Source organism: Pseudomonas sp. LBUM1671 (genome assembly GCF_059695685.1).
Genome location: NZ_CP166782.1, coordinates 4,450,440 through 4,472,886, shown reverse-complemented (window position 1 = coordinate 4,472,886; position 22,447 = coordinate 4,450,440). Strand labels below are relative to the sequence as shown.

Below are 22,447 nucleotides of genomic sequence, written 5' to 3'. Positions count from 1 at the left end.
GGATGCGCGATCGACTGTTGGCTGCGGAGAAGGTGAAGGCCATCGATTGGCGTGATGGCGCCCTGTACCTGCTGGATCAGCGTATTTTGCCGTTCGAGGAAACGTGGATCGCCTACACCGGCGCCGCGGGCGTGGCCGAGGCCATTCGCTCGATGGTGGTGCGTGGTGCGCCGGCCATCGGCATCAGCGCCGCGTATGGCGTGGTGTTGGCAGCCCGTACACGGTTTGCGGAGGGGGGCGACTGGCAGGCGGCGCTGGAAGAAGATTTCGCGCTGCTCGCCGACTCCCGTCCGACCGCAGTCAATCTGTTCTGGGCCTTGGGTCGCATGCGTGATCGGCTAGAGCGCTTGAAGCATCACGCCGATCCGTTGTCGGTGCTTGAAGCGGAAGCCATCGCCATTCATGAAAGCGATCGCGAAGCCAACCTGACCATGGCGCAACTCGGTGTGGACCTGATCCGCAAACACCAGGGCAATGCCCAGGCAATCCTGACCCACTGCAATACTGGCGCACTGGCCACTGGCGGCTTCGGCACGGCGTTGGGGGTAATTCGCGGGGCCTTTATCGAAGGTATGGTCGAACGCGTCTACGCCGATGAAACCCGCCCGTGGCTGCAAGGTTCGCGATTGACCGCGTGGGAATTGGCCAATGAAGGCATTCCCGTGACCGTCAACGCCGACTCGGCCGCCGCGCACATCATGAAAACCAAGGGCGTGACCTGGGTGATCGTCGGCGCCGACCGGATCACCGCCAATGGTGACGTGGCCAACAAGATCGGCACGTATCAGCTGGCGGTCAACGCCATGCACCACGGCGTGCGCTTCATGGTGGTGGCACCGAGTTCGACCATCGACATGAACCTGGCCAGCGGCGACGAGATTCCTATCGAAGAGCGTGAGGGTCGCGAATTGCTGGAAGTCGGCGGCAAGCGGGTGGGGGCGGAGGTTGATGCGTTCAACCCGGTATTCGACGTGACCCCGGCGGACCTGATCGATGCGATCGTTACCGAAAAAGGCATCGTCGAACGCCCCGACACCGCGAAAATGGCGCAGTTGATGTGCCGCAAGCGTCTGCATTGAGAGCGTCCGGCGCCTTGTAAATCGACATCGCCAGCAGGCTGGCTCCCACAGGATTTATGATCGACACCGATCCTGTGGGAGCCAGCCTGCTGGTGATGAGGCCCGAAAAGTCAACAAACATCCGTAAATCACCTGCCAATTCTGCATTCGGAGCGGCTCTAAGCCTCTCTCGTCCCCTTTCAGCCTGCCACCAGTCAACTAACTACACTCCATGCGCATCTGGGGGATAGGTGCGTGGCGGCTCTTGTGATAACATCCGGCGTTTTCCGAGGCAGTCCCACGGGGTTGTCTTTACTGCGCAAATCCATGGTTCAACTTGTTGATTTGTCGTAAGTCGGTGCATGGCACTCAGCCTGCAGCGGCGAGCTTCGTTCGTCCCATATGGATGTGACGAAGTTTCACCAGAAAAAGGAATCGAGCTTCTCATGGGCGAACTGGCCAAAGAAATCCTCCCGGTCAATATCGAAGACGAGCTGAAGCAGTCCTACCTCGACTACGCGATGAGCGTAATCGTCGGGCGGGCCCTGCCGGATGCGCGCGATGGCTTGAAGCCCGTGCACCGGCGTGTGCTGTTCGCGATGAGCGAGCTGGGCAACGACTTCAACAAGCCGTACAAGAAATCTGCCCGTGTTGTCGGTGACGTAATCGGTAAGTATCACCCGCACGGTGATACCGCGGTGTACGACACCATCGTTCGGATGGCGCAGCCATTTTCGCTGCGCTACCTGCTGGTAGACGGTCAGGGCAACTTCGGTTCCGTGGACGGCGACAACGCCGCCGCCATGCGATACACCGAAGTGCGCATGACCAAGCTGGCGCACGAGCTGCTGGCTGACCTGCACAAAGAAACCGTGGACTGGGTGCCGAACTACGACGGCACCGAAATGATCCCGGCGGTCATGCCGACCCGTATTCCCAACCTGTTGGTCAACGGCTCCAGCGGTATCGCCGTGGGCATGGCGACCAACATCCCGCCGCACAACCTCGGTGAAGTCATCGACGGTTGCCTGGCGCTCATCGACAACCCTGAGTTGACCATCGATGAGCTGATGCAATACATCCCTGGTCCGGACTTCCCGACCGCCGCGATCATCAACGGTCGCGCCGGCATCATCGAAGCCTATCGCACGGGTCGCGGCCGCATTTACATGCGCGCCCGCTCGATGATCGAAGACATCGACAAGGTCGGTGGCCGTCAGCAGATCGTCATCACCGAACTCCCTTACCAGCTGAACAAGGCCCGTCTGATCGAGAAGATCGCCGAGCTGGTAAAAGAGAAGAAGCTCGAAGGCATCACCGAACTGCGCGACGAGTCCGATAAGGACGGTATGCGCGTCGTGATCGAACTGCGTCGCGGCGAAGTGCCTGAGGTGATCCTCAACAACCTCTACGCCCAGACCCAGCTGCAAGCTGTATTCGGTATCAACATCGTTGCGCTGATCGACGGCCGTCCACGGATCCTGAACCTCAAGGACCTGCTGGAAGCCTTCGTTCGTCACCGTCGCGAAGTGGTTACCCGTCGTACCGTGTTCGAACTGCGTAAAGCGCGCGAGCGTGGTCACATCCTGGAAGGTCAAGCGGTTGCCCTGTCGAACATCGACCCGGTCATCGCCCTGATCAAGGCTTCGCCGACCCCGTCGGAAGCCAAGGAAGCGCTGATCAAGACCGCGTGGGAATCTTCCGCCGTGGTCGCGATGGTTGAACGTGCCGGTGCTGATTCGTGCCGTCCAGAGACCCTGGACCCGCAATACGGTCTGCGCGAAGGCAAGTACTTCCTGTCGCCGGAACAGGCACAAGCCATTCTGGAACTGCGTCTGCACCGTCTGACCGGTCTGGAACATGAAAAGCTGCTGGCCGAGTATCAAGAGATCCTCAACCAGATCGGCGAGCTGATCCGCATCCTCAGCAGCGCCACGCGCCTGATGGAAGTGATCCGCGAAGAGCTGGAAGTGATCCGCGCCGAGTACGGCGACGTGCGCCGCACCGAAATTCTCGATGCCCGTCTCGACCTGACCCTGGGTGACATGATCCCGGAAGAAGAGCGCGTCGTGACCATCTCCCACGGTGGCTACGCCAAGACCCAGCCTTTGGCTGCGTACCAGGCTCAGCGTCGTGGCGGTAAAGGCAAATCGGCGACTGGCGTGAAGGATGAGGACTACATCGCTCACCTGCTGGTCGCCAACAGCCACACCACGCTGCTGCTGTTCTCCAGCAAAGGCAAAGTGTACTGGCTGAAAACCTACGAAATTCCGGAAGCGTCCCGTGCGGCCCGTGGCCGTCCGCTGGTCAACCTGCTGCCGCTGGACAGTGATGAATACATCACCACCATGTTGCCGGTCGAAGAGTACACCGAAGGTCACTTTATCTTCATGGCTACCGCCAAAGGCACCGTGAAGAAGACCCCGCTGGAATCCTTCAGCCGTCAACGCAGCGTCGGCCTGATCGCGCTGGAGCTGGACGAAGGTGACGTACTGATTTCAGCTTCCATTACAGATGGCAGCCGCGAAGTCATGCTGTTCTCTGACGGCGGCAAGGTCACTCGCTTCAAGGAAACCGACGTTCGCGCCATGGGCCGTACCGCTCGTGGTGTGCGCGGCATGCGTCTGCCGGAAGGCCAGAAGCTGATTTCCATGCTGATCCCTGAAGAAGGCAGCCAGATCCTCACCGCTTCGGCCCGTGGTTTTGGCAAGCGCACGGCGATCACCGAGTTCCCTGAGTACAAGCGTGGCGGTCAGGGCGTTATCGCCATGGTCAGCAACGACCGTAACGGCCGTCTGGTCGGCGCGGTCCAGGTGCTCGACGGCGAGGAGATCATGTTGATCTCCGACCAGGGCACCCTGGTTCGTACCCGAGTCGACGAAGTCTCCAGCCTGGGTCGTAACACCCAGGGCGTGACCCTGATCAAACTGGCCAGCGATGAAACGCTGGTAGGTCTGGAGCGGGTTCAGGAGCCATCGGAAGTCGAAGGCGAAGAGATTGAAGGTGAAGAGGGTGCGGTGTTCGACGGCGAAGTCGTGATCGACGACGTGGTTGAAGATCAGCAACTCGACGCCGCTGCTGACGAAGAGCCACAAGAGTAAGTGGACAAACAGGGGGCGGATGAAAATTCGCCCCCTTGTTGTTTGTCCCTGATGAAATATCGACGCCCATGGAGATCCCTTGTGGGAGCGGGCTTGCTCGCGAAGACGGACTGACATTCAGCACAGATGTCGCCTGTTACACCGCTTTCGCGAGCAAGCCCGCTCCCACATTGGGTCTGGTGTCGACTGATACGTTTGCGTGACCCACCAAATCAGAGCGAGATTGGATGTGAGCAAGAGAGCCTATAACTTCTGTGCCGGTCCTGCGGCACTTCCCGAAGCTGTCCTGCAGCGCGCCCAGGGTGAACTCCTTGATTGGCACGGCAAGGGCCTCTCGGTCATGGAAATGAGCCATCGCAGTGATGAGTTCGTGTCCATCGCCACCAAGGCCGAGCAGGATCTGCGTGATCTGCTGAATATCCCTTCGAACTATAAAGTGCTGTTTCTGCAAGGTGGCGCCAGCCAGCAATTTGCCCAGATTCCGCTGAACCTGTTGCCGGAAAACGGCACTGCCGACTATATCGACACCGGTATCTGGTCGCAGAAAGCCATCGAAGAAGCCTCGCGCTACGGCCGCGTCAACGTTGCCGCTACTGCCAAGCCTTACGACTATTTCGCAATTCCTGGTCAGAACGAGTGGAGCCTGTCGAAAGACGCGGCCTACGTTCACTACGCGCCGAACGAAACCATTGGCGGCCTGGAATTCAACTGGGTCCCGGAAGCCGGCGATGTTCCGCTGGTGGCCGACATGTCTTCGGACATCCTCTCGCGTCCAATCGATGTTTCACGGTTCGGCATGATCTACGCCGGAGCCCAGAAAAACATCGGCCCGAGCGGCATCGTCGTGAACATCATTCGCGAAGACCTGTTGGGTCATGCCCGTTCCCTGTGCCCGACCATGCTCAACTACAAGGTCGCGGCCGACAACGGCTCGATGTACAACACTCCGCCAACCCTGGCCTGGTACTTGTCGGGTCTGGTATTCGAGTGGCTGAAAGAGCAGGGTGGTGTTGAAGCCATCGGCAAGCTCAACGAAGTGAAGCAGCGCACGCTGTACGACTTCATTGATGCCAGCGGCTTGTACAGCAACCCGATCAACAAATCGGATCGCTCGTGGATGAACGTGCCGTTTCGCCTGGCTGACGACCGTCTCGACAAGCCATTCCTGGTCGGTGCCGACGAGCGTGGCCTGCTGAACCTCAAGGGTCACCGCTCCGTGGGCGGTATGCGTGCCTCCATCTATAACGCCGTCGATATCGTTGCGGTCAACGCACTGGTTTCGTACATGGCAGAGTTCGAGAAGGAACACGGTTAATGTCTGAGCAAGAACTCAAGGCACTGCGCGTTCGCATTGATGCCCTGGACACCAAAGTCCTGGAGCTGATCAGCGAGCGTGCACGCTGCGCCCAGGAAGTTGCGCGAGTAAAGATGGCCTCGCTGGCCGAAGGCGAAGTGCCGGTGTTCTATCGTCCTGAGCGCGAAGCTCAGGTGCTCAAGCGCGTGATGGAGCGCAATCAGGGGCCGCTGGGCAACGAAGAGATGGCGCGATTGTTTCGCGAGATCATGTCCTCGTGTCTGGCCCTCGAGCAACCGCTGAAAGTGGCTTACCTCGGCCCTGAAGGCACCTTCACCCAAGCCGCCGCCATGAAGCACTTCGGTCACGCCGTGATCAGCAAGCCGATGGCGGCGATCGATGAAGTGTTCCGTGAAGTGGCGGCCGGTGCGGTGAATTTTGGCGTGGTCCCGGTGGAAAACTCCACCGAAGGCGCGGTCAACCACACCCTCGACAGCTTCCTCGAACACGACATGGTCATCTGTGGCGAAGTCGAGTTGCGGATTCACCATCACTTGCTGGTCGGTGAAAACACCAAGACCGACAGCATCAGCCGCATCTACTCCCACGCCCAGTCGCTGGCCCAGTGCCGCAAGTGGCTGGACGCACACTACCCGAACGTAGAGCGCGTGGCGGTTTCCAGCAACGCCGAAGCGGCCAAGCGGGTCAAGGGCGAGTGGAACTCGGCGGCGATTGCCGGCGACATGGCGGCAGGCTTGTACGGCTTGACCCGTCTGGCCGAGAAAATCGAGGATCGCCCGGACAACTCCACGCGATTCCTGATGATCGGCAACCAGGAAGTACCGCCGACCGGCGACGACAAGACTTCGATCATCGTCTCCATGAGCAACAAGCCCGGTGCGCTCCATGAGTTGCTGGTGCCGTTCCACGACAATGGCATCGACCTGACGCGGATCGAGACGCGCCCTTCGCGCAGCGGTAAATGGACCTACGTGTTCTTCATCGACTTCGTTGGCCACCACCGTGATCCGTTGATCAAGGGCGTATTGGAAAAGATCAGTCAGGAAGCAGTAGCACTCAAAGTGCTGGGTTCCTACCCGAAAGCAGTTCTCTAAGGGGTAGCAAATGAGTGGTGACTTCCTCGCTCTGGCACAGCCAGGCGTGCAACAACTTTCGCCTTACGTTCCGGGCAAACCCGTGGACGAACTGGCGCGCGAGCTGAATATCGATCCAGCGAAGATCATCAAGCTGGCCAGCAATGAAAACCCGTTGGGCGCCAGTCCAAAGGCGCTGGCGGCCATTCGCGAAGAACTGGCCGAGCTGACCCGTTATCCGGACGGCAACGGTTTTGCGCTCAAGACCCTGCTGGCTGAACAGTGCCGTGTCGATCTGAATCAGGTGACGCTGGGCAACGGTTCCAACGACATTCTGGAGCTGGTCGCGCGTGCCTATCTGGCGCCAGGCCTGAACGCGGTGTTCAGTGAGCATGCGTTTGCGGTCTATCCGATCGTCACGCAAGCCGCTGGCGCTACGGCCAAAGTGATCCCGGCCAAAGACTGGGGCCATGATCTGCCCGCCATGCTGGCTGCGATCGATGCCGACACCCGCGTGGTGTTCATCGCCAACCCGAACAACCCGACCGGGACCTGGTTCGATGCCGAGGCGCTGGACGAATTCCTGCAGGACGTTCCGGAACACGTTCTGGTGGTGCTGGACGAGGCCTACATCGAATACGCCGAAGGCAGCGACTTGCCGGATGGTCTGGACTTCCTGGCGGCGTACCCGAACCTGCTGGTTTCGCGCACGTTCTCCAAGGCTTATGGCCTGGCGGCGTTGCGGGTCGGTTACGGCTTGTCCACTGCCGTGGTTGCCGATGTGCTGAACCGCGTGCGTCAGCCGTTCAACGTCAACAGCCTGGCCCTGGCCGCTGCGTGCGCTGCGCTGCAAGACGCCGATTACCTGGCTGAAAGCCGTCGCCTGAATGAATCCGGCATGCAGCAACTGGAAGCAGGTTTCCGTGAGTTGGGGCTGAGCTGGATTCCGTCCAAAGGCAACTTCATCTGCGTCGATATGGGGCAAGTGGCTGCGCCGATCTTCCAGGGGTTGCTGCGCGAAGGCGTGATTGTGCGTCCGGTCGCCAACTACGGCATGCCGAACCACCTGCGCATCACCATCGGTTTGCCAACTGAAAACAGCCGCTTCCTCGAGGCGCTGACCAAGGTTCTGGCTCGTGGTTGATGTCACTGCACTGCAATCTGCTGCCCCTATGATCGGTCGCCTGGTGGTGGTCGGTCTGGGGTTGATCGGCGGTTCGTTTGCCAAGGGTTTGCGCGAAAGTGGCCTGTGCCGCGAAGTGGTCGGAGTCGATCTCGACCCGCAGTCGCGCAAGCTCGCGGTTGAATTGGGCGTGGTGGATCGTTGCGAAGAAGACCTGGCGGTTGCTTGCCAGGGGGCGGACGTGATTCAGCTCGCCGTACCGATCCTCGCCATGGAAAAAATGCTCGGCCGATTGGCCGGCATGGACCTGGGGAAAGCGATTCTGACCGACGTCGGCAGCGCCAAAGGCAATGTCGTGCGTGCCGCGACCGAAGCGTTTGGCGGCATGCCGGCGCGTTTCGTGCCGGGCCATCCGATTGCCGGTTCCGAGCAGAGCGGGGTGGAAGCCTCCAATGCCGAGCTGTTCCGTCGTCATAAAGTGATTTTGACGCCGCTGGATCAAACCGATCCGGCTGCGCTGGCAGTGGTCGACCGTTTGTGGCGCGAATTGGGCGCCGATGTCGAGCACATGCAGGTTGAACGTCACGACGAAGTGTTGGCGGCGACCAGCCATTTGCCGCACTTGTTGGCGTTCGGTCTGGTCGATTCACTGGCCAAACGCAATGAAAACCTTGAGATCTTCCGTTACGCTGCCGGCGGTTTTCGCGATTTCACAAGAATCGCGGGGAGCGACCCGGTCATGTGGCACGACATCTTCCTCGCCAACCGCGAAGCTGTCTTGCGCACACTCGATACATTTCGCAGCGACCTCGACGCCTTGCGCGACGCGGTCGATGCAGGGGATGGGCACCAATTGTTGGGCGTGTTCACACGCGCCCGGGTTGCCCGCGAACATTTCAGTAAAATCCTGGCCCGCCGGGCTTATGTGGACGCTATGAACTCCAACGACCTGATTTTCCTGGCACAACCTGGTGGCCGCCTGACTGGGCGGATTCGTGTACCGGGCGATAAATCGATTTCCCACCGTTCGATCATGCTTGGCTCTCTGGCCGAAGGCGTCACCGAAGTGGAAGGCTTCCTTGAGGGCGAAGACGCCCTGGCGACCTTGCAAGCCTTCCGCGACATGGGCGTCGTGATTGAAGGTCCGCACCACGGTCGCGTGACCATTCACGGCGTCGGCCTGCATGGCTTGAAGCCTGCACCAGGCCCGATCTATCTGGGCAACTCCGGCACCTCGATGCGTCTGCTGTCGGGCCTGCTGGCTGCGCAGGACTTCGACAGCACGCTGACAGGCGATGCGTCGCTGTCCAAGCGTCCGATGAATCGCGTGGCCAATCCACTGCGCGAAATGGGCGCGGTGATCGAGACCGCCGCCGAAGGTCGTCCGCCGATGACCATTCGTGGTGGCAACAAGCTCAAAGGCCTGGCTTACACCATGCCAATGGCCAGTGCCCAGGTTAAATCCTGCCTGCTGCTGGCCGGCCTGTACGCCGAAGGCAAGACCACGGTCACCGAGCCGGCTCCGACCCGCGATCACACCGAGCGTATGCTGCGTGGCTTCGGCTATCCGGTCGGTGTCAACGGCGCTACCGCTTCGGTCGAGTCCGGCCACAAACTGACGGCCACTCACATTGAAGTGCCGGGTGATATCTCCTCGTCCGCGTTCTTCCTGGTCGCTGCGTCAATCGCCGAAGGATCGGAGCTGGTGCTTGAGCATGTCGGCATTAACCCGACTCGTACCGGCGTGATCGACATCCTGCGCCTGATGGGCGCTGACATCACCTTGGAAAACCAGCGTGAAGTTGGCGGCGAACCGGTAGCGGACCTGCGCGTACGTGCAGCTAAACTCAAGGGTATCGAGATTCCGGAAGCGCTGGTTCCACTGGCGATCGACGAATTCCCTGTGCTGTTCGTGGCGGCGGCCTGTGCCGAAGGGCGCACTATCCTGCGCGGCGCTGAAGAGCTGCGGGTCAAGGAATCGGACCGGATCCAGGTCATGGCCGATGGCTTGCTGGCGCTGGGCGTCAAATGCGAACCGACCCCGGACGGCATCATCATCGACGGCGGCCTGATCGGCGGCGGCGAAGTGCACGGTCACGGCGATCACCGCATTGCCATGGCCTTCAGCGTTGCTTCGCTGCGCGCCACTGCACCGATTCGCATCCATGACTGTGCCAACGTCGCGACGTCGTTCCCGAACTTCCTCGCGCTGTGCGCGCAGGTCGGCATCCGTGTTGCACAAGAGGCTCAGTCGTGAAAATCATCGCACCGGTCATCACCATTGATGGGCCAAGTGGCTCTGGCAAAGGCACTGTCGCCGGGATACTGGCTAAGCGTCTCGGCTGGAATTTGCTGGATTCCGGTGCGCTTTACCGTCTTTTGGCGTTCGCTGCGCATAACCATGGCGTTGACCTGACCAATGAAGAACTGCTGAAAAAACTTGCCGCTCATCTGGATGTGCAGTTCATCGCGGCGACCGAAGGTCAGCTGCAGCGCATCATTCTGGAAGGTGACGAAGTCAGCGATGTCATCCGCACCGAGAGTGTCGGTTCTGGTGCCTCCCAAGTTGCTGCGTTGCCCGCCGTGCGTGAGGCGCTGCTGCAGCGCCAGCGTGCCTTTCAGGAAGCACCGGGTCTTGTAGCCGATGGCCGTGACATGGGCACGGTGGTTTTTCCGGACGCGCCGCTGAAGATATTCCTCACTGCCAGTGCCGAGGAGCGTGCGCGCCGTCGATACTTGCAGTTGAAGGGCAAAGTCGATGGTGTTAGTCTGTCGAGTCTGCTAGATGAGATACGTGCACGCGATGAGCGTGACACCCAGCGAGCGGTAGCCCCGCTCAAGCCGGCGGCTGACGCCATACAGCTGGATTCCACGGAGTTATCCATCGATCAGGTGCTGGAACGCATCATGAGCGAGATCGCCATTCGCGATATCGCCGGGTGACCAAGAAGGCCGCAGGGGACCAGTCATAGTCCTGTGGCGCTTCTTCTAAATGAAACTAACCCACACCGTCTGGGGTGTGGAGATGGGCGTATCCTTCGCCCTCATTCACAGGAATTAAAATGAGCGAAAGCTTTGCGGAACTCTTTGAAGAAAGCCTAAAAACCCTGAACCTTCAGGCAGGCTCCATCATCACCGGTGTTATCGTTGATATCGATTACCAAGCTCGCTGGGTAACCGTTCACGCTGGCCTGAAGTCTGAAGCACTCATCCCGCTTGAGCAGTTCTACAACGATGCTGGCGAACTGACTATCAACGTCGGTGACGAAGTTCACGTTGCTCTGGACTCGGTTGAAGACGGCTTTGGCGAAACCAAGCTGTCCCGTGAAAAAGCCAAGCGCGCTGAATGCTGGATTGTTCTGGAAGCAGCCTTCGCAGCCGAAGAAGTGGTCAAGGGCGTTATCAACGGTAAGGTTAAAGGCGGCTTCACTGTCGACGTTAACGGCATCCGTGCGTTCCTGCCAGGTTCTCTGGTTGACGTCCGTCCTGTGCGCGACACCACGCACCTGGAAGGCAAAGAGCTGGAATTCAAGGTCATCAAGCTTGACCAGAAACGCAACAACGTTGTCGTTTCCCGTCGTAGCGTCCTCGAAGCCGAGAACTCCGCCGAGCGTGAAGCTCTGCTGGAATCCCTGCAGGAAGGCCAACAAGTCAAAGGTATCGTCAAGAACCTCACCGATTACGGCGCATTCGTCGATCTGGGTGGCGTCGATGGCCTGCTGCACATTACCGACATGGCTTGGAAGCGTATCAAGCATCCTTCCGAAATCGTCAACGTTGGCGACGAGATCGATGTCAAGGTTCTGAAGTACGATCGCGAACGCAATCGTGTTTCCCTGGGCCTCAAGCAACTGGGCGAAGATCCATGGGTTGCTATCAAAGCCCGTTACCCAGAAAGCACTCGCGTTACCGCTCGTGTAACCAACCTGACCGACTACGGCTGCTTCGCTGAGCTGGAAGAAGGCGTTGAAGGCCTGGTACACGTTTCCGAAATGGACTGGACCAACAAAAACATCCACCCTTCGAAAGTCGTACAAGTCGGCGACGAAGTGGAAGTTATGGTTCTGGACATCGACGAAGAGCGTCGTCGTATCTCCCTCGGCATCAAGCAGTGCAAATCTAACCCATGGGAAGATTTCTCTGGCCAGTTCAACAAGGGCGATAAAATCTCCGGCACCATCAAGTCGATCACCGATTTCGGTATCTTCATTGGTCTGGATGGCGGCATCGACGGTCTGGTTCACCTGTCCGACATCTCCTGGAACGAAGTGGGCGAAGAAGCCGTTCGCCGCTTCAAGAAGGGCGACGAGCTGGACACCGTTATCCTGTCGGTTGACCCAGAGCGCGAGCGCATCTCCCTGGGTATCAAGCAACTGGAAAGCGATCCGTTCTCCGAGTACGTTCAAGAGAACGACAAAGGCGCAATCGTTAAAGGCATCGTGAAAGAAGTTGACGCTAAAGGCGCCATCATCACTTTGGCCGACGATATCGAAGCGACTCTGAAAGCCTCCGAAATCAGCCGTGACCGCGTTGAAGACGCGCGCAACGTTCTGAAAGAAGGCCAGGAAGTAGAAGCCAAGATCATCAGCGTTGACCGCAAGAGCCGTGTAATCCAGCTCTCCATCAAGTCGAAAGACGATGCTGAAGAGAAAGAAGCCATCCAAAGCTTGAAAGACAAGCCTTCGGATAGCATCGCTGCTGGTCCTACCACTCTGGGCGACCTGTTGCGTGCACAAATGGAAAAACAGAACTAAGTTCTGTCAGACCATAGAAAAAGGGCGACTTCGGTCGCCCTTTTTTGTGCCTGGGATTTGGTGAGCCTGTCGATGGGATCATGCCGTGTTGTCGGCCGTTGAAACCAATGACCCTTCTGAGCTGTCTCTTTCTTTAATCGGATCAATCGCTTATTTGCAGCTAGTCTTTAGCTCAAGCGAAAGAAAGCCGGGCAGGGCGCCTGCCATAAGGAAATGAATGAACAAGCTCATTGTCGCAATGGCACTACTGACGTTGGCGGGTTGTGGCACGAATGCCAGGACCCATGCCGTGCGTGGAGTCAGTGGCGTAGAGATAGATTGTTCGGGATTGGGTTCTGGGTGGGAGAAGTGTCGTAAGCGCGCGGACAAAGAATGTAAGGCGGCGGGATATAAAGTTGTCGCAAGGTCTGATGATGCCAAGGATGAGGATGAATACCCTTTCGGCTTCAATCCTGCGGGTTATCTGACGCGTACCATGCTGGTGATTTGTCGCTGAGGCAGATCGGGTCGTAGTTCGTCGTAATTGGGTGGTCATTGCTGATGGAGATATGTGAAAACTCGGGCTGTTCAAATTCCTCCGGGCATGCTAAAACCTTTGAAGCGCTTTTCCTAGCTGCTTGAAAAAGAAGGGAAAAATATGACGAAGTCGGAGTTGATCGAACGAATTGTCACCCATCAAGGGCTGCTCTCATCCAAGGATGTGGAGCTGGCTATCAAGACTATGCTCGAGCAAATGTCCCAATGCCTGGCCACTGGCGATCGTATCGAAATCCGTGGTTTTGGCAGCTTTTCACTGCACTATCGTGCGCCGCGGGTTGGTCGTAATCCGAAGACGGGTCAGTCGGTTAGCCTCGATGGCAAGTTTGTTCCTCATTTCAAGCCGGGTAAGGAATTGCGCGATAGGGTCAATGAGGAAGAGGAGGAAGGCCTTGACCTCCATAGCTAAAGGGGTCATGCATGCGTAACTTCAAGCGTGTACTCCTCGGTATAGTTGTCCTGTTGTTGGTTCTGGCAGTGCTGGCTTTTGTGCTTGAGAATCGACAGTCGGTTTCGCTGCTGTTCCTTGGCTGGTCCGGTCCGCAATTACCAGTATCGCTGGTCATAGTTCTTGCGTTGCTGTTCGGTATGTTGATTGGGCCGATTCTAGGGTGGTTTCTCGGACGGGCGTCCAGATCTTCCCGCAAGCGTCTTGTCTGATCACGAAAAGATAAGGTGCGTCTCGATTTGCGTCACAGCTTGTCTATATCCATTAGTAAAAGCGTCATTAAGCTGTAAAATGCTGCGCTTGTCCGATAACGGTACGTTCCTGCGTCGGTTCAGACTGGTTCTGTCAGAAGCCTCAGCTTAGATGACGGCTTTTGCATTCATGGATTAGACAGCGCTCGGTTTGGCGGCCCTGTCAGTAACTCAAAGGGTGTGTTTTCGCGTGAAAATTCTAGTAACCGGCGGCGCCGGGTTCATCGGCTCGGCAGTCATCCGTCATATCATCTCCAACACAGCCGACTCCGTTGTTAACGTCGATAAGCTGACGTACGCCGGTAACCTTGAGTCATTGGCTGAAGTTAGCCAGAGCTCACGCTACGTGTTCGAGCGCGTTGATATTTGCGACCGTGATCAAATCGACCGTGTCCTGCGTGAGCATCAACCAGATGCCATCATGCACCTGGCCGCAGAGTCCCACGTTGACCGCTCGATTTCCGGCCCATCTGAATTTATCCAGACGAACATCATCGGCACTTACACCCTGTTGGAAGCGGCCCGTCACTATTGGGCTGCACTGGAGGATGGGCGTAAAGCCAATTTCCGCTTCCATCATATTTCGACTGACGAAGTCTATGGGGATCTTGAAGGCCCGGAAGACCTCTTCACCGAAACCACCCCCTATCAGCCAAGCTCGCCGTACTCGGCGAGCAAGGCCAGCTCCGATCACCTGGTTCGCGCCTGGAGCCGTACCTACGGCTTGCCAACCTTGGTGACCAACTGCTCAAACAACTATGGCCCGTGCCACTTCCCTGAGAAGCTGATCCCGCTGATCATCCTCAATGCGCTGGAAGGGAAGCCGCTGCCGGTTTACGGCAAAGGCAACCAGGTTCGCGATTGGCTGTATGTTGAAGACCATGCCCGTGCTTTGTACAAAGTTGTGACCGAGGGTGTTATTGGCGAGACGTACAACATCGGTGGCCATAACGAAAAGCAAAACATTGAAGTCGTGCACACACTTTGCGCGCTTCTCGACGAATTGCGCCCGGACTCTGCCCATCGTCCGCACGCCAGCCTGATCACCTATGTGCAGGATCGCCCAGGCCACGACCAGCGTTACGCAATCGATGCGAGCAAAATTCAGCGCGAGCTTGGCTGGACGCCGGCAGAAACATTTGAAACCGGTATTCGCAAGACCGTCGAGTGGTACCTCGACAACACTGAATGGGTAGCCCATGTGAAAAGCGGCAGCTACCAGCAGTGGATCGACCAGAATTACGCGGACCGTTCTTCGAGCAAGGCATGAAGATCCTACTGCTGGGAAAAAATGGCCAGGTAGGCTGGGAATTACAACGCTCCTTGGCGCCGCTCGGTGACTTGATTGCGCTGGATCGTCATGTGGCTGACGGTTTGTGCGGTGATTTATCTGACCCGGAAGCATTGCGCGCAACGATTCGCCAGGTCAAACCTGACGTTATCGTCAATGCCGCGGCTTACACGGCTGTCGATAAAGCGGAGTCCGATACCGAACTGGCGGACCGTGTGAACAGTCAGGCTAGCCAGGTCTTGGCCGAGGAAGCCGCTGCCTTGGGCGCGTGGTTGATCCATTACTCGACCGATTACGTCTTCAGTGGTCAGGGTTCGTTGCCTTGGCAAGAAACGGATTTGGTCGCGCCCGTGAATCACTACGGCGCCAGCAAACTGTCCGGTGAGCAGGCGATCATTGCGTCCGGATGCAAGCATTTGATCTTTCGTACCAGTTGGGTCTATGGCGCTCGTGGCAACAACTTTGCCAAGACGATGTTGCGATTGGCTGCGGATCGCGAAACGCTGAACGTCATTGCTGATCAGGTTGGTGCACCGACGGGTGCAGATCTGATTGCCGACGTGACAGCTTTGGCGATCCAGCAAATCATGCAACGTCCTGAACTGGGCGGCTTGTATCATCTGGCGGCTGGTGGCGAAGTGTCGTGGCATGGCTATGCCAGTCATGTCATTGAATTTGCCAGGTCCAACGGCGAATCGTTGGCCGTCACTGCGATCAATCCCATTGCTACGACCGCTTATCCAACACCTGCACGTCGACCTCTGAATTCACGCTTGAATACTCAGAAGTTGCGTGACAATTTTTCTCTACACTTGCCGGATTGGCAAAGTGGTGTAACTCGAATGCTTAGGGAAGTCCTGAATAAATGACCACGACAAATCGTAAAGGTATCATCCTCGCCGGCGGCTCGGGCACTCGTTTGCACCCGTTGACTCTCGGCGTGTCCAAACAGATGCTGCCCATCTACGACAAGCCGATGATCTTCTATCCGCTGTCAGTATTGATGCTGGCAGGGATGCGCGAAATCCTGATCATTTCCACACCTGAAGACTTGCCTTGTTTTCGCAAGCTGTTGGGTGATGGCAGCGTCTACGGAATCAAGTTGACCTACGCCGAGCAGCCAAGCCCTGATGGCCTGGCGCAAGCATTTATTATTGGTGAAGAGTTCATTGGCAAGGACCCGTGCTGTTTGATCCTGGGCGACAATATTTTCTACGGTCAGCACTTCTCGGATAACTTGCGTTCCGCTAGCTCTCAACAAGTGGGGGCTACTGTTTTCGGCTATCACGTTTCTGATCCTGAGCGGTTCGGCGTAGTCGAGTTCGATGCAAGCGGTCGCGCGTTGAGTATTGAAGAGAAACCGTTGCAGCCTAAATCCAACTACGCCGTAACCGGCCTGTACTTTTATGACAATGATGTTGTCGAAATTGCCAAGTGCATCAAGCCGTCCGAGCGTGGTGAGCTGGAAATAACTGACGTAAACCGTGCTTACCTTGCGCGTAAGAGCCTGAATGTCGAAATGCTGGGTCGCGGTTTCGCCTGGCTGGACACCGGTACCCACGATTCGCTACTGGAAGCCAGTCACTTCGTTCATACCATTGAGCAACGTCAGGGGCTTAAAGTGGCTTGTCTGGAGGAGATTGCCTTTACCAATGGCTGGATCGACAGGGCACAGTTGGCAGAGCAAGCCGATCGCCTTAAGAAAACGGGGTATGGCCAGTATTTAGCTAAATTGCTGAGTAATGGCATCGAGTGATCTCGAAGAGTCGGTGCTACAGAATTGGGCAAAAGACCGTCATGCTACGATCTCCTGATAGATCGAGACAGATTAAAACAAGGCTCAAAGACCATGCGAAGTGATGCAACAAATAGTCAATACTCCGATGACATTGACATTTTTTCGATAGCGCGAGCGCTCTGGAGTCGCGTGTGGGTAATCATTACCGTCACCTTGATCGCGGGCGTCCTGGGTTTGATGTATGCGTTCTTGAGTGAGCGTGTTTATGAAGCCAGAGCCTATTTGGTCCCTCCTACTCAAAGTGATATTGCAGATCTGAATACTGGACGCACTAGTAGAAACGAACTCACCCCCTATTCGATTGAGGATGTGTACCGTTTGTTTTTGCGAAACCTGCAGTCCGAGTCGTTGCGCCAGGATTTTTTTGCTAAAGAATATTTGCCTTCGCTGAGCGATGAGCAGAAGGCTCGGCCGCAAGACGCGTTATACGCGGAGTTCTCAAAAAAGCTCCAGGTTAATCCAGTCACAGCCGATGAGGCAGGTCGTTATTCTGTGATTGTCCAGACTACTAGCCCCCAACAAGCCGTTGAATGGGTGAAGAGCTACGTCGAACAAGCGGCCACCTTGGCCGCTGACGAAATTACAAAGAACGTATCTTATGAGGCTAAAGTTCGTTCCAGGAGCATTAGCCAGGAAATAGATACCAGACGTGAAACAGGTGAGTCCTCTCGCGGGGATGCCATTGTCAAATTACGTGCTGCACTCAGTGTCGCCAAGGCGGCTGGCGTGCAAAAGCCAACAGTGACGTTTGGCGCGGCGCAGACTGCAGTGGCTGGGAAAATGGACGGTGGCGAAAGCTTTCTGAGAGGTGTCGAAGCACTCAATGCCGAGATAAAGAATCTTGAAAGCAGGTCGTCCAACGACGCCTTTATCGAAGAGTTGCGTGAGCTGCAAGCCAAGAAGAGCTTCTACGAAAAGTTGGCGGTCGTATCGAAAGACTTCAGTTTGTTCCGCTATGACGGTAATGTCGAAACACCGCAAAGTGCTGTCAAACCAAAGAAAACGTTAGTCATTTCTCTGGCTCTGGTGCTGGGATTGATGCTTGGCGTACTGTTTGCCTTTACTCTTTATCGTTTGGATGTGTCACGAAAAAATATGCTTTCCTGATATAGAATCGCAGGAGCGCTACGTTTCATAAGCGTTGCAGAGGCGCCGGGAAACGGTGCCTTCAAGGTGTTTAAAAGTCATTGTCGGCAGGAAGTTTCACTGTCGTTTAAGGTGTAACTACATGAAATTGCTAAAAACCGATTTACAGGAAGTAGTTATAATAGAGCCAACGGTTTTTAGAGATGATCGCGGCTGGTTTGCTGAAAGTTTTAACGAGCCGCGTTTTCATGAAGCGCTGTCTCAATCGGGATTACCCGTGCCGAGAAGCTTTATTCAGGATAATCATTCTTGCTCTCAAAAGGGTGTACTGAGAGGCTTGCACTATCAGTTGTCACCTCACGCCCAAGGGAAGCTTGTCAGAGTTGTTTCCGGCGCTGCCTACGACGTTGCAGTCGATATTCGAAAGGGGTCCCCTACCTATGGTCAATGGGTAGGCGTTGAACTGAGTGCAGATAATCATAAAATGTTGTGGATTCCTGAGGGGTTTGCTCACGGGTTCGTAGCGCTTGAAGATGACACTCACTTTCTTTACAAAACCACTGATGTCTACTCCAAGGACCTCGAGCGCAGTATCCGGTGGGACGATCCTGATATCGGCATAACGTGGCCGGAAGGCATCGACTTCATTGTGAGTGAAAAAGACAAGCAGGCGACCGCTCTGAAAAAAGCGGATCTGCCGACACTCTACGAAGCAGGCACCACGCAGCTGATCGAACTGGACGTGATTGGAGACAATCGTGGCAGCTTGATTGCTCTGGAGAAAGGCGGACAAGTCCCGTTCGAAATAAAGCGCGTCTATTATATTTTCGGAACGTTGCCAGGAGTCAGTCGTGGATTTCATGCTCACAAACAGTTGCGACAGCTGGCCGTATGCGTAGCGGGAAAATGCCGCATGTTGATGGATAACGGTGTCTCTAAAGAAGAAGTCTGGCTGGATTCGCCAACCAAAGGGGTTCTTATTAATAACCTCATTTGGCGAGAAATGCATGACTTTAGTGAGGACTGCGTATTGGTCGTATTTGCCAGCCAGGAATACGACGAGTCGGACTATATACGCAACTATGACGATTTTTTAAGTGTTGTCGCCAACCATACGGCATCCGTTGGCGCGCATTGATCGGAATCCAGGCTATGGCAACATTGCCATGGGTTTAGTAAGACGAAATAACAGGTGACCAGATGATTGAGTTTTTAAGTTTGAAAGATGTGAACGCAGCCCACGCTGATGAACTCAAGGCTGCCTGCGCGCGAGTCATTGATTCTGGTTGGTACATCCAAGGTAAAGAGTTGGAACAGTTCGAAACAGACTTTGCTGCCGCGTGTGGCTCAAAGTTCTGCCTCGGTGTGGCCAATGGCCTGGATGCACTCACACTAACCTTAAGAGCTTGGAAAATCCTCGGTAAACTGAGTGTTGGCGACGAAGTGATCGTACCTGCCAACACCTACATAGCCAGCATTCTGGCCGTCACTGAAAATGGCCTGATACCCGTTTTGGTTGAGCCTGATGAATCGTTGAATATTTCTCCGGCTCTCATTAAAGCTGCGATCGGTCCTAAAACGAAAGCAATTATTCCAGTCCACTTATATGGGCAATTGGCTGATATGCCAGCGATCATGAGAATCGCAAAAGAACATGGTTTGTTGGTGCTGGAAGACTCCGCTCAGGCACATGGTGCCAGTATTGGCGGGAAAATTGCCGGTAATTGGGGCGATGCATCCGGATTCAGTTTTTATCCAGGAAAGAACCTGGGGGCGCTCGGAGATGCAGGCGCCATTACAACTAACGATCCGGAGTTGGCGCGAGTTGTAAAAGCGCTAAGAAATTATGGGTCGCACGAGAAATATAAAAATATCTTTCAGGGTGTGAATAGCCGACTGGATGAAATCCAGGCAGCGATGTTAAGTGTAAAGCTGAAGTATCTGTCAGAAGATATTCAGAAACGCAGAGCTATTGCAGAACTTTACATGACTGGCATTAACAACGATCTGATTCGGTTGCCTCTCAGCGAAGAAGTATCACCGCTGAGCCTGCAGAGTCACGTTTGGCACCTTTTCGTAGTTCGTTCGGAAAAGCGTGACCAGTTGCAGAAGCATTTGGCCGCACTTGGTATTCAAACACTTATCCATTACCCGATTCCGCCTCACAAGCAGCAAGCATATAAAGATTGGAACGAAATGTCCTTTCCCGTTACCGAAGCGATCCATGACCAAGTGTTGAGTCTGCCAATCGGGCCAACAATGTCTCTGGATGATGCAGCGAAAGTGATTAGTGCTTGTAATAGCTTCAACGGTAATGGTTGAAGGATAATGACACTGATAAAAACGAGTCTGCTGAACGGGATTGCTGTTCTCGTTAAAATGCTCACTTTGCTTGGCATCAATAAAGTATTGGCGATTTATGTTGGCCCTGTCGGTTACGCGGCGCTTGGTCAGTTTCAGAATGCGATACAGATGATAACGACTTTTGCCAGTGGTGCGATCAATACAGGCGTTACCAAGTACACAGCAGAGTATCATTATAGTGAGGAAAAGCAGCAAGCCGTCTGGCGCAGTGCAGGCACTATCGCCATTATCGGCTCGTTATTATCCAGTGTTGTTATATTGATTTTCAGCGAAGATCTTGCGGAATGGATACTGAAGAACAAGGACTTCGCAGGCGTTCTCAGGTGGTTTGCAGCCACGTTGGTGTTTTTCACCCTGAATACTCTTTTGCTCGCCATACTTAATGGTAAGAAGGACCTTATTCGCTACGTGGCTGCAAACATTGCCGGCAGTTTGTTCGCATTCGTCGTGACCACGGCCCTGTCAATATTTGCGGGGCTTTATGGCGCATTGATAGCATTGGCCATTTATCAGTCAATTAGCTTTTTTGTGACGCTGGTGATTTGTTGCAAGGCTCCCTGGTTTCGTTTGGGGTACATGTATGGCCGGGTGGACAAAGAAGTAGCAAAAAACTTCTTTAAGTTTACTGCAATGGCCCTTACTTCAGCGGTTTGCGTTCCAATCAGTCATATTTTGGTTCGCAACCACTTAGGATCCACTTTGGGCTGGGAGGCCGCAGGTTATTGGGAGGCGATGTGGCGACTTAGCGCAGCTTATCTAATGCTGGTGACGACCACTTTAAGTGTCTACTACCTACCTAAACTGTCCGAATTAACTCATCAGTCGGAAATCAGGAAAGAAATACTTCAGGGCTACAGGTTTATACTGCCTTGCGCGGCCGTGTGCGGACTTCTGATGTATGTGCTGCGTGATTTTATTATTCAGGTGTTATTCACCGCTGACTTCCTGCCCATGAGAATTCTGTTTGCTTGGCAAATCGTTGGCGATACGCTGAAGATCGGTAGTTGGATATTGGCGTACGTGATGCTTGGTAAAGCGATGTTCAAGCTATTCATTGTCTCTGAAATTTTCTCTGCTATAAGTTTTTATGTATTAACGGTGATATTGACGAAGTATGTGGGGCTGGAGGGCGTGTCGCTTGCCCATGCTTTGAATTATGCAATTTACTGGGTGATGATGATATTTTTTGTTACTAGCGCCCTCAAAAGGATGAGGCCTGAGACGTTAACTGGCTTGCAGTAATTGGATGCTTGATTTTTTTTGCTTATTGAGGCGCCGAGTTGAATATTTATAATCCAAAAGTTTCTGTGATGATCATAACCTACAATCAACGTCACTTGATTGCAGAGACTATTGAAAGCGTTCTTTCACAAGACTATAAAAATCTTGAAATTGTCGTTGCTGACGATGCGTCGACCGATGGAACGCGGGACGTTATATTAGATTTCCAACGCAGGTACCCTGATACGGTAGTACCCGTTCTGAATGAAAGAAATATCGGGATCACCGGTAACTCAAACGCTGCTTTTTTTGCTTGTACTGGTGATCTGGTGGCGATCCTTGGTGGCGATGATCTATTTCTGCCTGGAAAAATAACCGCTCAGGTGGCACAGTTTGAGGATCCGAAAGTAGTTCTTTCCTACCATCCCGTTGATATCTTCAATCATGCTGACGGGACGATTATTTTCCGAACCAACACGACCGAAAAAGAAAAGATCCATAATGCTTACGATTTGATCGCCAAGGGCGGGATACCCGGTGCGTCGTCTGTAATGGTGAGACGTACCGCATGTCCAGCACATGGTTTCGATCCTCTCATTCCTATGGTCTCGGATTGGATCTTCAATATCGAAGTTGCGCTACGTGGTGAAGTTCGCGAACTTCCAGGCGTATATGGAAAGTATCGTAAACATGGCTTGGGTGCGAGTGACAGAACCTTTGAACTACTCGCCGAATCTTTGTTGACATTGGATGTTATTTCGCAACGCTATCCAGGTGATCCGCTTCTTCATGAGGCATGTCAACAGGGAGGTTACCGTTATCTCTTGGGTGAACTCTTCCGGCAAGTGGTCAAAAAAAATAAAGCAAATGTAGACGCTCTCCATCCCTCGTTTTTGAAGTACTCGTCCGGTAAAAAGAAATTTCTGACCAATGTCATGTTTAAAGTGTTGAGTATTTCCTTGGTCTTTAAGTTTGTTTCCGAGCTTCTTCCCAAGCTGAAGAATGCTATAAAGCGGAACGTATAATT

Annotated in this window: 19 protein-coding genes and 1 pseudogene; all 20 read left to right on the top strand. The window is 54.9% G+C overall.

Annotated features, from left to right (window positions below):
- The first annotated feature begins 2 nt into the window (after positions 1-2).
- The 20 genes and pseudogenes from mtnA (at position 3) to ACA060_RS20530 (ending at position 22,445) form a co-directional block, all read left to right on the top strand.
- A complete protein-coding gene (mtnA, locus tag ACA060_RS20625) occupies positions 3-1,079 on the top strand; it encodes an S-methyl-5-thioribose-1-phosphate isomerase (protein ID WP_109633734.1) in 1,077 nt (358 codons plus the stop codon).
- Between the two features lie 425 nt (positions 1,080-1,504).
- Complete coding sequence (gene gyrA, locus ACA060_RS20620; RefSeq protein ID WP_497312870.1) at positions 1,505-4,159, top strand: DNA gyrase subunit A; 2,655 nt, start codon at positions 1,505-1,507, stop codon at positions 4,157-4,159.
- Between the two features lie 229 nt (positions 4,160-4,388).
- Complete coding sequence (serC, locus tag ACA060_RS20615) at positions 4,389-5,474, top strand: 3-phosphoserine/phosphohydroxythreonine transaminase (protein ID WP_497312868.1); 1,086 nt, start codon at positions 4,389-4,391, stop codon at positions 5,472-5,474.
- A complete protein-coding gene (pheA, locus tag ACA060_RS20610) occupies positions 5,474-6,568 on the top strand; it encodes a prephenate dehydratase (protein WP_016770924.1) in 1,095 nt (364 codons plus the stop codon). Before serC ends, pheA begins: the two co-directional genes overlap by 1 nt.
- Before the next feature lie 10 nt (positions 6,569-6,578).
- On the top strand, positions 6,579-7,691 hold the full coding sequence (hisC, locus tag ACA060_RS20605; RefSeq protein ID WP_497312866.1) for a histidinol-phosphate transaminase: 1,113 nt from the start codon (positions 6,579-6,581) through the stop codon (positions 7,689-7,691).
- 28 nt (positions 7,692-7,719) lie between these two features.
- Positions 7,720-9,927, top strand: a complete 2,208-nt coding sequence (locus ACA060_RS20600; RefSeq protein WP_497318322.1) for a bifunctional prephenate dehydrogenase/3-phosphoshikimate 1-carboxyvinyltransferase — start codon at positions 7,720-7,722, stop codon at positions 9,925-9,927.
- Positions 9,924-10,613, top strand: coding sequence for a (d)CMP kinase (cmk, locus tag ACA060_RS20595; RefSeq protein ID WP_497312864.1), 690 nt, complete (start codon positions 9,924-9,926; stop codon positions 10,611-10,613). The genes ACA060_RS20600 and cmk overlap by 4 nt, the downstream gene beginning before the upstream one ends.
- 119 nt (positions 10,614-10,732) lie before the next feature.
- Complete coding sequence (rpsA, locus tag ACA060_RS20590; RefSeq protein ID WP_008148721.1) at positions 10,733-12,424, top strand: 30S ribosomal protein S1; 1,692 nt, start codon at positions 10,733-10,735, stop codon at positions 12,422-12,424.
- A 217-nt stretch (positions 12,425-12,641) separates the two neighbouring features.
- Positions 12,642-12,920: a hypothetical protein gene (locus tag ACA060_RS20585; RefSeq protein ID WP_497312862.1), complete on the top strand. Its 279-nt coding sequence runs from the start codon at positions 12,642-12,644 to the stop codon at positions 12,918-12,920.
- Between the two features lie 141 nt (positions 12,921-13,061).
- On the top strand, positions 13,062-13,370 hold the full coding sequence (ihfB, locus tag ACA060_RS20580; RefSeq protein ID WP_311098855.1) for an integration host factor subunit beta: 309 nt from the start codon (positions 13,062-13,064) through the stop codon (positions 13,368-13,370).
- Between the two features lie 11 nt (positions 13,371-13,381).
- The gene (locus ACA060_RS20575; protein WP_497312860.1) at positions 13,382-13,621 is read left to right on the top strand and encodes a LapA family protein; all 240 of its coding nucleotides are present in this window, start codon (positions 13,382-13,384) and stop codon (positions 13,619-13,621) included.
- Positions 13,622-13,850: 229 nt separating this feature from the next.
- A complete protein-coding gene (gene rfbB / locus ACA060_RS20570; RefSeq protein WP_497312858.1) occupies positions 13,851-14,930 on the top strand; it encodes a dTDP-glucose 4,6-dehydratase in 1,080 nt (359 codons plus the stop codon).
- A complete protein-coding gene (gene rfbD / locus ACA060_RS20565; RefSeq protein ID WP_497312856.1) occupies positions 14,927-15,820 on the top strand; it encodes a dTDP-4-dehydrorhamnose reductase in 894 nt (297 codons plus the stop codon). Before rfbB ends, rfbD begins: the two co-directional genes overlap by 4 nt.
- Entirely contained in the window at positions 15,817-16,707 is an 891-nt protein-coding gene (gene rfbA / locus ACA060_RS20560) for a glucose-1-phosphate thymidylyltransferase RfbA (protein ID WP_497312854.1), read from the top strand. Before rfbD ends, rfbA begins: the two co-directional genes overlap by 4 nt.
- Positions 16,708-16,800: 93 nt before the next feature.
- Positions 16,801-17,856, top strand: coding sequence for an LPS O-antigen chain length determinant protein WzzB (locus ACA060_RS20555; protein ID WP_497312852.1), 1,056 nt, complete (start codon positions 16,801-16,803; stop codon positions 17,854-17,856).
- Between the two features lie 121 nt (positions 17,857-17,977).
- Positions 17,978-18,520 (top strand): annotated as a pseudogene (gene rfbC, locus ACA060_RS20550) (dTDP-4-dehydrorhamnose 3,5-epimerase); the annotation flags it as partial.
- The gene (locus ACA060_RS20545; RefSeq protein ID WP_497318320.1) at positions 18,515-18,973 is read left to right on the top strand and encodes a sugar 3,4-ketoisomerase; all 459 of its coding nucleotides are present in this window, start codon (positions 18,515-18,517) and stop codon (positions 18,971-18,973) included. The pseudogene rfbC and the gene ACA060_RS20545, both read left to right, overlap by 6 nt.
- Before the next feature lie 62 nt (positions 18,974-19,035).
- The gene (locus tag ACA060_RS20540) at positions 19,036-20,157 is read left to right on the top strand and encodes a DegT/DnrJ/EryC1/StrS family aminotransferase (protein WP_497312850.1); all 1,122 of its coding nucleotides are present in this window, start codon (positions 19,036-19,038) and stop codon (positions 20,155-20,157) included.
- Positions 20,158-20,163: 6 nt separating this feature from the next.
- The gene (locus tag ACA060_RS20535; RefSeq protein ID WP_497312849.1) at positions 20,164-21,441 is read left to right on the top strand and encodes an O-antigen translocase; all 1,278 of its coding nucleotides are present in this window, start codon (positions 20,164-20,166) and stop codon (positions 21,439-21,441) included.
- 65 nt (positions 21,442-21,506) lie between these two features.
- Positions 21,507-22,445 (top strand): glycosyltransferase family 2 protein, encoded by a 939-nt coding sequence (locus ACA060_RS20530; RefSeq protein ID WP_497318318.1) that lies wholly within the window; start codon positions 21,507-21,509, stop codon positions 22,443-22,445.
- Positions 22,446-22,447: the final 2 nt, after the last annotated feature.

Coding starts and splice junctions, on each gene's coding strand:
- mtnA (WP_109633734.1), top strand. CDS start 3: ATGCGCGATCGACTGTTGGCTGCGGAGAAGGTGAAGGCCATCGATTGG.
- gyrA (WP_497312870.1), top strand. CDS start 1,505: ATGGGCGAACTGGCCAAAGAAATCCTCCCGGTCAATATCGAAGACGAG.
- pheA (WP_016770924.1), top strand. CDS start 5,474: ATGTCTGAGCAAGAACTCAAGGCACTGCGCGTTCGCATTGATGCCCTG.
- hisC (WP_497312866.1), top strand. CDS start 6,579: ATGAGTGGTGACTTCCTCGCTCTGGCACAGCCAGGCGTGCAACAACTT.
- ACA060_RS20600 (WP_497318322.1), top strand. CDS start 7,720: ATGATCGGTCGCCTGGTGGTGGTCGGTCTGGGGTTGATCGGCGGTTCG.
- rpsA (WP_008148721.1), top strand. CDS start 10,733: ATGAGCGAAAGCTTTGCGGAACTCTTTGAAGAAAGCCTAAAAACCCTG.
- ACA060_RS20585 (WP_497312862.1), top strand. CDS start 12,642: ATGAACAAGCTCATTGTCGCAATGGCACTACTGACGTTGGCGGGTTGT.
- ihfB (WP_311098855.1), top strand. CDS start 13,062: ATGACGAAGTCGGAGTTGATCGAACGAATTGTCACCCATCAAGGGCTG.
- ACA060_RS20575 (WP_497312860.1), top strand. CDS start 13,382: ATGCGTAACTTCAAGCGTGTACTCCTCGGTATAGTTGTCCTGTTGTTG.
- rfbD (WP_497312856.1), top strand. CDS start 14,927: ATGAAGATCCTACTGCTGGGAAAAAATGGCCAGGTAGGCTGGGAATTA.
- rfbA (WP_497312854.1), top strand. CDS start 15,817: ATGACCACGACAAATCGTAAAGGTATCATCCTCGCCGGCGGCTCGGGC.
- ACA060_RS20555 (WP_497312852.1), top strand. CDS start 16,801: ATGCGAAGTGATGCAACAAATAGTCAATACTCCGATGACATTGACATT.
- ACA060_RS20540 (WP_497312850.1), top strand. CDS start 19,036: ATGATTGAGTTTTTAAGTTTGAAAGATGTGAACGCAGCCCACGCTGAT.
- ACA060_RS20535 (WP_497312849.1), top strand. CDS start 20,164: ATGACACTGATAAAAACGAGTCTGCTGAACGGGATTGCTGTTCTCGTT.